Source organism: Gemmobacter lutimaris (assembly GCF_003570715.1).
Taxonomy (GTDB): domain Bacteria; phylum Pseudomonadota; class Alphaproteobacteria; order Rhodobacterales; family Rhodobacteraceae; genus Gemmobacter; species Gemmobacter lutimaris.
The window spans coordinates 13,052-27,095 of record NZ_QXXQ01000022.1; the positions used below are offsets into that span (position 1 = coordinate 13,052).

General features: G+C 64.7%; 11 protein-coding genes and 1 tRNA gene. 9 read left to right on the forward strand and 3 right to left on the reverse strand.

The genetic code is table 11. From position 1 onward, the window contains the following. Positions 1–23 precede the first annotated feature (23 nt). From D2N39_RS20980 to D2N39_RS21020, 9 genes are all read left to right on the forward strand, one after another. Positions 24–1,451 (forward strand): sensor histidine kinase, encoded by a 1,428-nt coding sequence (locus D2N39_RS20980; RefSeq protein WP_119136713.1) that lies wholly within the window; start codon positions 24–26, stop codon positions 1,449–1,451. After that, positions 1,451–2,095 carry a response regulator gene (locus D2N39_RS20985; RefSeq protein WP_119136714.1) on the forward strand — a complete coding sequence of 215 codons (645 nt, stop codon included), beginning with the start codon at positions 1,451–1,453 and terminating at the stop codon, positions 2,093–2,095. The genes D2N39_RS20980 and D2N39_RS20985 overlap by 1 nt, the downstream gene beginning before the upstream one ends. A gap of 114 nt (positions 2,096–2,209) precedes the next feature. Then, positions 2,210–3,484 (forward strand): ABC transporter substrate-binding protein, encoded by a 1,275-nt coding sequence (locus tag D2N39_RS20990; RefSeq protein ID WP_119136715.1) that lies wholly within the window; start codon positions 2,210–2,212, stop codon positions 3,482–3,484. Beyond that, positions 3,481–5,439 carry a sensor histidine kinase gene (locus D2N39_RS20995; protein WP_119136716.1) on the forward strand — a complete coding sequence of 653 codons (1,959 nt, stop codon included), beginning with the start codon at positions 3,481–3,483 and terminating at the stop codon, positions 5,437–5,439. The genes D2N39_RS20990 and D2N39_RS20995 overlap by 4 nt, the downstream gene beginning before the upstream one ends. After that, positions 5,429–6,676: a sigma-54-dependent transcriptional regulator gene (locus D2N39_RS21000; RefSeq protein ID WP_119136717.1), complete on the forward strand. Its 1,248-nt coding sequence runs from the start codon at positions 5,429–5,431 to the stop codon at positions 6,674–6,676. The genes D2N39_RS20995 and D2N39_RS21000 overlap by 11 nt, the downstream gene beginning before the upstream one ends. A 143-nt stretch (positions 6,677–6,819) precedes the next feature. Continuing rightward, a complete protein-coding gene (locus D2N39_RS21005; protein ID WP_119136718.1) occupies positions 6,820–8,148 on the forward strand; it encodes an ABC transporter substrate-binding protein in 1,329 nt (442 codons plus the stop codon). Between the two features lie 101 nt (positions 8,149–8,249). After that, positions 8,250–10,001 (forward strand): ABC transporter permease, encoded by a 1,752-nt coding sequence (locus D2N39_RS21010; protein WP_119136719.1) that lies wholly within the window; start codon positions 8,250–8,252, stop codon positions 9,999–10,001. A gap of 24 nt (positions 10,002–10,025) precedes the next feature. After that, positions 10,026–11,084, forward strand: a complete 1,059-nt coding sequence (locus tag D2N39_RS21015) for an ABC transporter ATP-binding protein (RefSeq protein WP_054301990.1) — start codon at positions 10,026–10,028, stop codon at positions 11,082–11,084. Then, on the forward strand, positions 11,081–11,677 hold the full coding sequence (locus D2N39_RS21020; RefSeq protein WP_158589896.1) for a histidine phosphatase family protein: 597 nt from the start codon (positions 11,081–11,083) through the stop codon (positions 11,675–11,677). The genes D2N39_RS21015 and D2N39_RS21020 overlap by 4 nt, the downstream gene beginning before the upstream one ends. Before the next feature lie 83 nt (positions 11,678–11,760). Here the strand turns inward: D2N39_RS21020 and D2N39_RS21025 are convergent. From D2N39_RS21025 to D2N39_RS21035, 3 genes are all read right to left on the reverse strand, one after another. After that, positions 11,761–11,836: transfer RNA gene (locus D2N39_RS21025), tRNA-Thr, on the reverse strand. Positions 11,837–12,010: 174 nt separating this feature from the next. Continuing rightward, entirely contained in the window at positions 12,011–13,201 is a 1,191-nt protein-coding gene (locus D2N39_RS21030; RefSeq protein ID WP_119136721.1) for an acetyl-CoA C-acyltransferase, read from the reverse strand. A 15-nt stretch (positions 13,202–13,216) separates the two neighbouring features. Then, positions 13,217–13,984: an SDR family NAD(P)-dependent oxidoreductase gene (locus D2N39_RS21035; protein ID WP_119136722.1), complete on the reverse strand. Its 768-nt coding sequence runs from the start codon at positions 13,982–13,984 to the stop codon at positions 13,217–13,219. Positions 13,985–14,044 lie beyond the last annotated feature (60 nt).

Here is a 14,044-nt window from a genome sequence, read left to right on the forward strand (position 1 = left end):
GAGGATGACCCGATGTGACGACAATGCGCGACGATTTTTCCTCCATGCAGGGGAACAGCCGGGCGGCATCGCTCCGGACGCGGCTCGTCGGCCTGCCCCTGCATTACCGTTTTGCGCTGGCGGGCAGCCTCGTCACCCTGATCGGCATGGCCGTTATCGGCTCGATCGTCAGCAGTAGCATCGAAACGGGCGTTGTCCGCAACTCGGCAATTTCAAGCGCGGTCTACATGGAAAGCCTCGTCGCGCCGATGTCGCAAGAGCTTGTCCGGTCTGCAACCCTGTCGGCGGAAACCATCGAGCGGATGAACGATCTGTTGACCCGGTCCCCGCTTTCAGAGCGGGTCATCTCGGTCAAGATCTGGCGCCCCGGCGGGTTGCTTGCCTTCAGCAGCGATGCAGACCTGATCGGACAGCACTTCCCGCCAAGCGAGGAATTGCAGCAAGCCTGGGACGGGCAGTTGAACGCCTCGTTCGATCAGCTTGAGGGCGCGGAAAGCCTGCGCGAACGCGAAACCGGCGTGCCGCTGCTGGAAGTCTACAATCCCATACATTCCATCGTATCGGGCGAGATCATCGCGGTAGCCGAATTCTACCTTGATGCGACCGAGCTGGAGGCCGATCTGCGCGGCGCCCATGCCCGCGCCTGGGCCGCGGTCGCCATCGTCACCGGCATGACCTTTCTGGCACTTTTCAGCATCGTGCGCTCGGGCAGCCGGACCATAGAAGACCAGACCCGGCGCCTGAGGCATCAGGTGGACGAACTCGCGCGGATCTCGGCCCAGAACGAAGCGCTGCGAACCCGTGTTCAGGGCGCGTCGCAACGGGTAAGCGAGACGAACGAACGCTACATGCGGCGGGTCAGTGCGGAATTGCATGATGGCCCGGCACAAGCGCTGGCACTGGCCTCGCTGCGTCTGGATGCGGTGATGCGCCGGGCTGGCGTGGCCCCCGATGACCCGGAGGCATTGCAGATGCGTGGCTGTCTGGACGAGGCGCTGCGCGACGTGCGCGACCTGTGCAGCGGGCTGACTCTGCCGGAACTTGACAGGCGTTCGGTGGCGCAGACGCTGGACCTTGCCATTTCGGCACACGAACGGCGATCAGGCGCAACGGTGTATCGGTTGTTCGGGCGCGAAGGCCCTCTGGCGGTGCCCGCACCGCATCCCTTCCTGATCTGTATCTACCGCTTTGTGCAGGAGGGCTTGATGAATGCCTACCGCCATGCGCCCGACAGCAAGGTGCAGGTCAGCGCAAGGGCCACCGACGGGCAGATGATCATTCGCGTGACGGATGACGGCCCCGGCTTCGACCCTGCACAGCGCAGCGTCACAGGGCTTGGCCTTGCCGGCCTGCGGGAAAGAGTGGAAAGCATCGGCGGCAGTTTCGAGATTGAAAGCTGTCCGCAGGGCGGCACCCGCCTTGCAATGACGCTGCCATGGGAGGCCACTTGATGCCGGGCAAGGTGCATATCGTGGTTGCCGACGATCACCCTCTGTTTCGCGGCGGTGTCGTGCTGACGCTTCAGGAGCATGGCGGTTTCGCGGTTGTGGCACAGGCCGGAACCGCGAAAGACGCCGTTGCCGCCGTCGAGGCACATATGCCCGACATCGTTTTGCTGGACATCTCGATGCCGGGTTCCGGGCTTGCGGCGGCGGACGAGATTGCAAGGCGTTTTCCTGCGGTCGCCATCGTCATGCTGACCGCCTCGGAGACCGACGAAGACCTGCTGGCGGCGCTGAAGGCCGGGGCGCGGGGGTATTCGCTGAAAGGTGTTGGGGCGGATGAACTGACTGGCATCCTGCTGGGCGTGGCAGAGGGGGCTTCCTATGTGCCTCCGGCGCTGGCGGGCCGCGTACTGGCCGCCTTGCAGGACCGCCGCCGGGCAACCGCATCCCCGGAAGTGGAGGATCTGACGGAACGCGAAGCTGCGATCCTTCGTCATGTCGCGCTGGGGCAAAGCAACAAGGAAATTGCCCGCGCCCTCGACCTTCAGGAAAAGACGATCAAGCATTACATGACGAATATCCTGCAAAAGCTTCAGGTCAGAAACCGCGTAGAGGCGGCCCTGAAAGCGCGCGATCTCGGGCTGTCCTGAGCGGGGCTCAGATCTGTGATGTGTCAGAAATGACCCATCTCTGGCGTCACGCCGACAGGTGCTGGACAAGGGAACGCCCTTTCCGTTTCTGATGAGCCGGGGAGGACGATACTTATGGGCAGTTTCTGGCCCGGCAGGGCGCACCGCAAGGCGGCGCTGGCCGTTTGCATATACGGCTTGGGCCTGCTTGTGGGGATCACACCCGCGCGGGCCGAGGTGCTGCGCATCCTGACCTCGATGCCGCCCGCGATGACCGATCCCTATGTCGCCCGTATCAAGGCACAGATCCCGGAACTGGATGTTCTGGTGCTGAACAAGAACACCGTTTCGGCGGTGGAGGAACTGCTGCGCGGAAATGATCGCGCCTTCGACATCTTCTGGGCTTCCGCCCCCGAGTCGTTCGAGTTGCTGGCGCGGCGCGGACGGTTCGCACATGAGTCCGGCTGCACCGCAATCCCGGCCGAAGGCTATGGCCCCTTCGCGCTGTCTTCGATCGGCTGGACCTTGCGCCGTGACGGACCGCGCGCGCCGCAGGACTGGGACGACCTTCTGGCGCCCCAATGGCGCGGCCAGATCGGCATGGCGCCGCCCTCGCGTTCCGGCACTGCGCATATGACGGTGGAACGCTTTCTTCAGGTGCGGGGCTGGAACGATGGCTGGCGATACTTCCTCGCCCTGACCGAAAACCTTGCCACCATCACCTCGCGCAGCTTCGGGGTGACCGACGGCATCCGCAGCGGGCGGTTCGACATCGGGTTGACCATCGACTTTCTTGCCGGAACGGCGGAACCGGAACTGCAATTCCACTATGGCACGCCCGCCATCCTGTTCCCGGCGCAGATCGGGTTGCTGGCGGGTGCAGGCAATCCGCTAGGTGGCTGCGCCTTCATAGCCGCCGTCACCGATGACGCGGGGCAACGCCTGTTGCTGCAACCCGGCATCGGCCGTATCCCGATTTCCCCCCGCGTGCGCGAAGCGGCGGGCGACCTGATACCACCGGAAATCCGGGCCGCCGTCCGCTCGCAATGGCTGCGCTATAATGCCGGGCTGGCCTCGGAACGCTATTGGGCGGTAAACGTGATCTTCGATCTGGCGATCACCGACCGGCTTGACCGGCGCCGCGCCCTCTGGACACGCCTGCACGCCCTGGAAAGCCGCGCGCCTGCGGCCGAAACAGCCGCTATCCGAAGGGCGATGCAGTCGATTCCGATTTCGGAACTTGAGGTGCGCACCGCGGGCGACACCAGTTTCGCCAATCGCGTGATGGAACTGACAGACCTGCCGACACCCCAGCGCGATCTGGTCCGCGCATGGCAGGCCCGGATCGACCGGCAACTGGCCGAGATTGAGCTCGCGCTGTCCGGTCTTGAACAGCGGGGCCGCCCATGATCCGCCATCTGGGCATTTGGCAGCGCCTGTTGCTGGTCGTGGGGCTGATCATTCTTCTGCTCTGGGTCAATCTGGCGCTGGCAATCTATTTCCTGTGGCAGGCGCAGGGCCGGTATCGCGCCCTTGCCGATACCGAAGTGCCACGCCTTGTGCTGACCGGCGAACTCGCCCGCCATTCGGCGGATCTCGCGGGGCTGGCAACCTCAGTTCTGGGCGGTCAGGCGGATGAGGCCGCGCTACTGGCGGAAACGCGCCGTATCGACGCCGCGCTGACGCAGGCCCTTGCCGCACAGCCCTCGGGCACGGCGCCGGTTACCGGGATGCCACTGCGGGCCAGCATGCAGAAAGTCATTCAGGGCACACAGGCCCAGCTTGCCCTGTCACGCGACATCGCGACATCGCTGGACAGCCTGCGCTGGCTGAACATCGACATTCAGGACGAGATCGAACCGATCTTGCGGGATTTCGATTACAACATCGAAAGCCGGATGCTGGAGCTGCGCCGCGCCGAAAGTCCGCGCGACCGCGATGCCCTTGCCGCCGCCATCTCGCGCGAACGGCGCAACCGTGATGTCTTTGCCGAGATCGGCGCCGATGCGGCCACGGCGATGACCCTGATCGTGCAGGGCGCGGTGGCAGACGACGCCGAGCGGATCGACCAGTTGTCCACGCTGTTGCAGGACTTTGCCACCCGCATGGCAGAACGCCTGTCGCAAGTGCCCGAAGCGCCAGAATATCTGACCCTGCGCCAGTCGTTGCAGCGGCTGTTTGCACTGGTCGAGGGCGACAGGTCGATCCTTGGGCAGCGGCAGATCTGGCTGGAAACGCGGGCGCAATCCTATGCCGCCATCGAAACCACGCTTCAGGGGATCAAGGCGCTGCAGACCCGGCTGGAACGGCTTTCCGCCCATGAAAAGACCGAGGTTCTGGCCCGTATCGAAGCCTCGGCCACCGGCGTCCGGCGCATGGCGCTCTGGCTGATCGGGGGCACTTTTCTGGTGGGTTTACTGGGCGCGATGGCGCTGGACAGGCTGATCCGCACCCGGATCGTGGTGCCGTTACGCAGCCTGACCGAAGATCTGCTGGCGACGGCGGAAGGTCAGGCCCCGCCCCCGCCCGCCAGCGATGACATGGCCCGACTGACCTTTGCGGTGGGTGAATTTCGCCGCGCCATTGCCGCGCGGGATCGCGCCATCGCCGATCTGCGCACCACGCAGGACGAGTTGGTTCAGGCGGGCAAGATGGCAGCGCTTGGCACCCTTGCCGCCGGGATCAGCCACGAATTGAACCAGCCGCTTGGCGCCATGACCTATCGCATGGCGTTGCTGAAATCGGCGGCCGAGGCGGGCGACATGGCTGGGGTGGAACGGCAGGCGCAGCTTGTCACCGCACTGGCCGAGCGGATGCAGGGCATCATCCAGCATCTGCGACGCTTTGCGCGGCGTGGCCGGTTCGAAAGCCAGACGCTGAATCTTGGTGCAATGGCCGATGAGGCGGCAGCCCTGCTGGATACAAGGTTTGCCGAAACCGGCGTCAGGCTGGACATCGCCCCCGGCACCCGCGCAGCGAACGTGACCGGCGATCCGATCCTGACGGAACAGGTGATCCTCAACCTGCTGACGAATGCGGTGGATGCGATCGAGGATCTGGGCCCGGATGCCCCACCCGATCGCCGCAGGATCGAGGTTGCGGCGTTGCGGCAGGGCGCCGACTGGTTGCTGCACATCTCTGATACTGGTGTGGGGTTGGGCAATCTGGATCCCGACAGCGCCATGATGCCCTTCGTTTCCACCAAGGAAGCCGGGCGCGGGCTGGGGTTGGGGCTGTCGATTTCCTACAACATCATGCGCGACATGCAGGGCGATCTGCGCATCTCGTCGCGGGACGAGGGTCAGGGCGCAGTCGCCACGTTGCGCCTGCCCTGCGCGAAAGAGGGTCCGACCGATGGGACATGAAATCTATGTCGTGGACGACGATCCCGATTTCCGCGACGCCACGCTGGAACTTCTGCAAGGCTCGGGCTTTGACACGCGCGGTTTCGCGGCAGGGCCGGATCTGCTGGCGGTGCTGGAGCCGGAATTTGAGGGGATCATCCTGTCAGACCTGCGCATGGCGGGCATGTCAGGGATGGACCTGCTGACCGCCGTGCGCAAGGCCGCGCCTTCTGTTCCCTTCGTGCTGATCACCGCGCATGGCGACATCAAGGCCGCCGTCGGTGCCATCCGCAGCGGTGCCTTCGACTTTCTGGAAAAGCCCGCCCCGCCCGAACTGTTGATCGCTACCGTCCGGCGCGCATTGAACGCCCGTAAACTCGTGCTGGAAAACCAGCGACTGAAAGCCCGGATCGCACGCGGCACTGACATCCGCGCCCGCATTCTTGGCAAGTCAGATCCGGTCAAGACCCTGCGCCGCGAGGTGGAGGCGGTGACCGGGCATCGTGTTGATGTGCTTCTGGTCGGTGAAACCGGCACTGAAAAGGGCCAGATCGCCCGCGTGATCCACGATTTTTCCGGGTCAGAGGGCGAATTCGTCATGCTGGATGGCGGCGGTCTGACCGAGACGAATTTCGATGAAACCTTCCTTGGCAATGGCGCAGGCCGCCCCGGCGTGCTGGAGCTTGCGGCGAAAGGCACGCTGTTCATCGACCGTATCTCCACCATGAGCAAGGCGCTGCAACTGCGTATGGTTTCGCTTCTGACCAGCCCCGAAACCGCGGGAGGGTGCCGGGTCGTGGCCGCGATGCCGCCCGAGGATCTGGCGGATCTGCCTACCGATCTGATCTTCCGGCTGAACCTCGCCGAGATCGAGGTGCCACCTCTGCGCGAGCGTGGCGAAGATTTCTTCCTGCTGTTCGAACATTTCCTGCGCGAGGCCGTCGCCCGTCACAAGCGCCCGTTTCCTGAAATTTCGGCCACCGAAATCCGTCGCCTGCGCAACCACGCCTGGCCCGGCAACCTGCGAGAGTTGCGCGGCGTGGCCGAACGGCTTGTGATCGGGCTGCGCGTTTCGCTGCGCGAAGACAATGCGCAGGCGGCTGGTCCGCAAAGCTATGACGAGGCCATGCGCGAATTTGAAACCGCGCTGCTGATGTCCGCGCTGCGGCACAGCGGCGGCCGCAAGGCCGAAGCCGCTGATTCTCTGGCCATTCCGCGCAAGCGGCTTTACCTGCGCCTGAAAGCCTGCGGGTTGTGACGGCGGGTCAGAACTGACCCGCACCGCGCGTCACAGTTGACCCGAAACTTATAGAAATATCAATTAAAATCAATAATTTGTGCAAACCTCATGCACCCCCTACCCCTAAGCGGGCGAAATGAAACGCTCAAGGGAGGAGAACCATGGGCAAAGCACTCCGCGGGTCCGTCGCTGTCGCGGCGCTGACCTGTCTTGCCAGCACGGCCTATGCGGCCGACAAGGTGGTGATCGTCACATCGTTCCCCGAGGACATGACCTCGGTGATCGAAAAGGCCTTCGAGGCCGCACACCCGGAATATGATCTGGAGGTGCTGAACAAAAGCACCTCATCCGGTGTGAAATACATCAAGGAAATCGCTTCGAACAACACCGCCGACATGTTCTGGGCCTCAGCCCCGGATGCATTCGAGGTGCTGAAGAAAGAGGGCCTGCTGCTGAAGGCCGGTCTTTCGACCGAAGGCATCCCCGACCAGATCGGCAGCTACCCGATCAACGATCCCGACGGGTTCTATTACGGCTTTGCCGCCTCGGGCTACGGCATCATGTGGAACACCCGCTACATGGAGGCGAACGGGCTGGAGCCTGCACGCGAATGGGCGGATCTGGAGAAGCCCGAGTATTTCGGCCATGTCGGCATGTCCTCGCCCTCGCGGTCGGGCACCACGCATCTGACGGTGGAAACCGTGCTTCAGGGCGAAGGCTGGGATCAGGGCTGGGCCGACTGGAAATGGATGGCGGGCAACTTCGCCAGCGTGACCGAACGGTCCTTCGGCGTGCCGGACGGGGTGAACACCGGAAATTTCGGCATGGGCATCGTGATCGACTTCTTCGCCTTTTCGTCGCGCGCCTCGGGCTTCCCGGTCGATTTCGCCTATCCGACGGTCACCGCGCTGGTGCCCGCCAATATCGGCATCGTCGCCAATCCGGCGAACGAGGCGGGGGCGAAGGCTTTCGTATCCTTCCTGCTGTCGGAACCGGGGCAGGAAACGCTGTTCGATCCGGCAATCATGCGTCTGCCGGTCAACCCCTCCACCTATGCCAAGGCACCCGAGGGGCTCCCGAACCCGTTCACCGACAATTCCATCGGCGCGGCGGTGAAGTTCGATGTCGATAAATCGGGCGCGCGTTACTACGTCGTCAGCTCGCTTTTCGACGTCATGGTCACCTACCGGCTGGACGACCTGCGCGCCGCCGTGCGCGCTGTGCAACTGGCTGAAGAAAAGCATGCGGGCAGCGACAATGCCGAAGCCAAGGCGCTGATCGCCGAGGCGCGCAAGCTGATCGAGGCCATGCCGATCACCGAGGAACAAAGCCTCGACCCGGCCTTTGCAGGCGCCTTCACGAAGGTCCGCAAGGAACAGGGCGACGAGATCGGCCAACGTCAGGCCGAGCTTGAACAGCAATGGGATGCGATGGTCGTGGCCAATTACGCCAAGGCCCGTGAACTGGCGGAAAAAGCCGCCGGCATGTGATGCCCGAACCGGCGCCGCGGAAAGTAGGGCCCCGCGGCGCCCGTCAGCGTGGTGCGGCCGCTCCCGGCGGCACCACGCACCCTTTCCAGCAGGACACCCCCATGAGCCACAGACCCGCCACGGGCACGGGACGGCAGACGCTTGCCGACCGGCTTCCCGCCTTCCTGTTTCCGCGCCTCAGCCCCATCGCGCTGACCGGCGTCTTCATCGCCATCTTCCTGATCGGTTTCCTGATCTTCCCGGTGCTTCAGGTCATCCATGTCGCCTTCCAGAACCCGGCGACCGGCGCGCTGACGCTTCAGAACTTCGGTGATTTCTTCGCCACGGCGCTGTTCCGCGAAAGCTTTGTCAATTCCTTCTACGTTTCGGCCATGTCGGTGGTGGTGGCGACGGTAATCGCGCTGCCGCTGGCCTATATCACCACGCGGTTCAACTTCGGTGGCTCCGCCCTGATCCAGAGCCTTGGCTTCATCCCGCTGATCATGCCGCCCTTCGTGGGCGCGGTAGCGATGCAGCTGATCTTCGGGCGCAATGGCACGATCAACCTGCTGCTGCGGCAGCATCTGGGCTTTACCATTCCCTTCATGGAGGGGCTGAACGGTGTGATCCTCGTGCAGTCGATCCACTATTTCCCCTTCATCCTGATCAACCTGTCGGCCAGCCTGCGCAACATCGACCGTTCGATGGAAGAAGCGGCGCAAAACCTTGGCGCGCACGGGCTGCGGCTGTTCCGCCGCGTGGTGTTTCCGCTGGCAACGCCGGGCTATGTGGCTGGGGCCGCACTGGTGTTCATCAAGGTGTTCGATGATCTGGGCACACCGCTGCTGCTGAACGTCAACAACATGCTGGCCCCGCAGGCCTATCTGCGCATCACCTCTGTCGGGATCAGTGATCCGATGGGCTATGTGATCTCGGTCATTCTGGTCGCCTTCTCGATCCTGTCGCTCTGGGCCTCGTTCCTCGTGATGCGCGGCAAGGATTATGCGACGGTCCAGAAGGGCGGCGGCGGTCTGGCAAAGCGCGACCTCGCCCCGCGCGAGAAGGTGCTGGCCTATGGCGTGGTGATGTTCATCCTCGCCGTGGTGCTGTCACCGCATATCGGGCTGTTCCTGCTGTCCATCGGCACGATCTGGAGCTTCGCGCCATTGCCCGACGGCTATACCCTCGCCAATTACGCCCGGATGTGGGAAGCGTCGCAGGATTACGTCGTCAACACCGTCCTTTACGCGGGCCTCGCCGCCACGCTGGACGTGCTGATCGGCACCGCCATCGCCTATATCGTGCTGCGCACCGGCATCGCAGGGCGCAAGTGGCTGGATTACCTTGCCACCGCCGCGCTGGCCGTTCCGGGCGTGGTGCTCGGGATCGGCTATCTGCGCACCTTCCAGGATGTGAACGTGCCCTTCCTCGACAAGCCGCTGGCAAGCTGGTGGGTCATCATCGCGCTGGCGCTGACAATCCGGCGCCTGCCCTACGCGCTGCGCGCCTGCATGGCGGCGCTGCAACAGGTCAGCCTCGCCCTGGAGGAAGCGGCCGAAAGCCTTGGCGCAACCAAGCTGCGTTCGATCCGCAAGATCGTGGTTCCACTGATGACCGGCGGCATTCTTGCGGGCTTCGTGACCAGCTTCGCCACAGCGGCGGTGGAACTGTCGGCCACCATCATGCTGGTGTCCTCGGACAGCGACAGCCCGCTGGCCTATGGCATCTACCTGTTCATGCAGACCCCGTCGGGGCGCGGTGCGGGGGCGGCGCTGGGAATGCTGGCCGTGGTCATCGTCGCACTGGGCACGGTCCTGTCCCAGATCATCATCGAACGCGACAAGAAGCTGCGCACCACCGGGCGCGAGCACTGAGACAAGCTGCAAGGAGTTCTTCACATGCACAGCGAAATGGCCGGAATCGAAATCCGCGACCTGCATCTGTCCTTCGGCAGCACCAATGTGCTGACCGGGGTCAACCTGACCATCGAACCGGGCGAATTCTTCGCCTTCCTCGGCCCCTCCGGCTCTGGCAAATCGACGCTTCTGCGGTCGATTGCCGGCTTCGGGCCACGTCCGCAGGGCGAAATCCGCATCGGCGGGCGACCCGTGGCCGATCTGCCGCCGTGGAAGCGTGATGTCGGCATGGTGTTCCAGTCCTACGCGCTCTGGCCGCATATGTCGGTGCGCGAGAATGTGGCTTTCGGCCTGCGCGAACGCAAGGTGGCCAGCGCCGAGATCCGCCGCCGCGTAGATGAGGCGCTGGAGCTGGTGGGCCTTGCCCATCTGGCCGACCGCATGCCGAATCAGCTTTCGGGCGGGCAGCAGCAGCGCATCGCACTGGCCCGCACGGTGGTCATCGCGCCCAAGGTTCTGCTTCTGGACGAGCCGCTGTCGAACCTCGACGCCAGCCTGCGCGTGCAGATGCGGCGCGAGCTTCTGGCACTGCAACGCAAGCTGGGGCTGACCACGATCTTCGTGACCCATGATCAGGAGGAGGCCAATACCACCGCCGACCGCATGGCGGTGCTGGATGGCGGCGTGATCCAGCAGGTTGGCACGCCGCAGCAGCTTTATGACACGCCAGTCAACCTGTTCGTGGCACAGTTTCTGGGCACGGCGAACATTCTGGAAGGCACGGTCGAGGCTGATACCGGCGGCGCCCGATTCCGCACCCGCACCGGCGATACGCTGTCGCTGCCTTCCAGCGCCGGCCGGACCGGCACGCGCATGGTTCTGCGGCCGCAGAACATCACGCTGCGCCGCGAGGCGGGCGCGAATGCGCTTTCCGGCCAGATCCTGCACCGCGAGTTTCTGGGCAGCCAGATCCGCTATCTGGTGCAGGCAGGCGGTGCCGAAATCGTGGTCGATCAAAGCCACAGCGCCGGGCAGGACTGGTTCGAACCCGGCACCGCCGTGCATCTTTCCGCCAATACCGACAGCGCGGTGCTGCTGTGAGCGCCGCCGAAATCCTGCTGTTGCGCCACGGCGAAACCGAATGGAACCGGGAAGGGCGCATTCAGGGCAGCAAGGACTCGCCGCTGACCGAACTGGGCCTGCGGCAGGCCGAACAACAGGCGCGCATTCTTGCCACCCATCTGCCGGACCTCGGCGGGCATGCCTGTTACGCCAGCCCCCTGCCCCGCGCGCAACGCACCGCCGCCATCGCGCTTGGCGGGGTGGGTCCCGTGACGGATGCGCGCCTGCGCGAACTGGATTGCGGGGCGTGGGAAGGGCTGACCCCCGCCGAACGCGCCGCGCAATTCCCTTCACTGGCGGCCAGTTGCAAGGATGATTTCGACCTCTACCAGAACGCGCCGGGCGGCGAGGGGCTGGAAAAGCTGACCCTCAGGCTCCGATCGTTTCTTGACGACATGCAACGCCCTGCCATCATCGTGGCGCATAAAGTGGTTTTGCTGGTGCTGCGCGGGCTGCTGACAGGGCGGGACATCCCTGCCCTGCACAACCTGACCTCGCCACAGGGGGTCGTCATCCGCCTCGCGGACGGGCAGGAAACCATTCTGACCGGGGCAGATTGTGTCAGCTCCTGAACGGGCCAAGGGCCTACGGATTTTCTGCTGATCGGAACTGAGAAGAAATACGCACCACTAACCGCTTGTCTTCATTTGGTTAGTGGTGCCGGTGAAGGGACTCGAACCCCCGACCCCATCATTACGAATGACGTGCTCTACCAGCTGAGCTACACCGGCATTCTTCTCTGCTGCGGCCTACAACGGGCGGGCCGCGCGCACAAGTCTTTCCTGCTGTCGTGGCCAGTCATCCGACCCAAGCATCGCGGCTTCGTTTAAACGAGCGCAGGAAGACGTGCAACAGCTATTCCTTTGCCACGGGGTCGGCAGCGAAAGGCTGTTGCACACCGATCCTTACAGTAGCTCCAGCGCCACCGCCGTTGCCTCGCCACCGCCGATGCAGATCGAGGCGACGCCGCGTTTCAGGCCATATTTCTGCAAGGCAGACAGCAGCGTGACCATGATCCGTGCGCCGGAAGCCCCGATCGGATGGCCCAGCGCGCAGGCGCCACCATGCACGTTCACCTTGTCATGCGGCAGGTCCAGCTCGCGCATCGAGGCCATGGCCACCACCGCGAAAGCCTCGTTCACTTCGAACAGGTCCACATCGGCCAGCGACCATCCGGCGCGATCCATCAGCCGCCGCGTGGCGCCGATGGGCGCGGTGGGAAACAAGCCCGGCTTGTCGGCATGGGTGGCATGACCGCGAATCGCGGCAAGCGGGGTCAGGCCGCGCTTTTCCGCCTCGGACCGGCGCATCAGCACCAGCGCCGCCGCCCCGTCCGAGATCGACGAGGAATTGGCCGCCGTCACCGTGCCGCCCTCGCGGAACGCCGGGCGCAGGGTCGGGATACGGTCTGGCCGTGCCTTGCCGGGCTGTTCATCGGTGTCGATGACCGTCTCGCCCCCACGGCCCTTCAGCACCACGGGCGCAATCTCGGCCGCAAAACTGCCATCGGCAATCGCAGCCCGCGCCCGCGACAGCGAGGTGAGCGCATAGCCGTCCTGTTCCTCGCGGGTGAAGCCCATGGTCTGCGCGCAATCCTCGGCAAAGGTGCCCATCAGGCGACCCTTGTCATAGGCATCTTCCAGCCCGTCGAGGAACATGTGGTCCATCACCTGCCGATGGCCCATACGGTAACCTGCGCGAGCCTTGGGCAGCAGGTAGGGCGCATTTGACATGCTTTCCATCCCGCCCGCCACGATGATTTCGGCGCTGCCCGCCAGCAACGCGTCATGTGCCAGCATGGCGGCCATCATGCCAGAGCCGCACATCTTGTTCAGCGTCACCGCCCCGGTGGACAATGGCAGCCCGGCGCCCAGCGCGACCTGCCGCGCGGGCGCCTGCCCCTGCCCGGCGGGCAGGACGCAGCCGAAATAAAGCTGCTCCACCGCCTGCGGGTCCAGCCCGCTGCGCGCCAGCGCGCCTTTGGTCGCCACCAGCCCCAGTTCGCTGGCGGAAAGGGCAGCGAAATCGCCCATGAAGCCGCCCATCGGTGTCCGGGCATAGCCGGTGATGACAACGGGATCGTCCGTTCGTGCCATGGTTTCCTCCTGTCCTCAGCGCGGCGAAAGGCGCAGCGCGCCGTCCAGCCGGATGACCTCGCCGTTCAGCATGCGGTTCTCAAAGATATGGCGCACCAGCGCGGCATATTCCTGCGCCTGCCCCAGACGTGGCGGGAAGGGCACCGTGCCGCCAAGGCTGTCCTGCACCTCTTGCGGCAGACCGGCCATCATCGGCGTGGCGAAGAGGCCGGGCGCGATGGTCATGACACGGATGCCGCTGCGCGCCAGTTCGCGCGCGGCAGGCAATGTCATCCCGATCACCCCGCCTTTCGAAGCGGCATAGGCCGCCTGCCCAATCTGCCCCTCGATCCCCGCGATGGAGGCCGTATTGACGATCACCCCGCGTTCGCCATCCGGGCCGGGATCGTTTGCCACCATGGCGGCAGCGGCAAGGCGCAGCATGTTGAAGGTGCCGATCAGGTTGATCGAGATGGTCCGCGCGAAACTGTCCAGTGCGTGCGGCCCGTCGCGGCCGACGATGCGTTCGCCCGGCGCGATGCCCGCGCAGTTCACCAGCGCATCCACCCGGCCAAAGGCGCCCAGCGCGGCGGCAATCGCCGCCTGCCCCTCGGCGTCGCTGGTGACATCGGTGCGCTGGAACAGCGCGACCGCGCCAAGCTCGGCCGCGAGCGTGGTGCCCGCTTCGGCATTCACGTCCAGCAGGACGACCTTGCCGCCGCCCTCCACCACCATGCGCGCCACGGCACCCCCAAGGCCCGATCCGGCCCCGGTCACCAGAACGACCCGATCCCTGATTTCCATGCCTTCGCCTCCCTTCATTCTCCGCGCGCAAGGTTAGGCGGTTGCGGGTTGCATTCAATG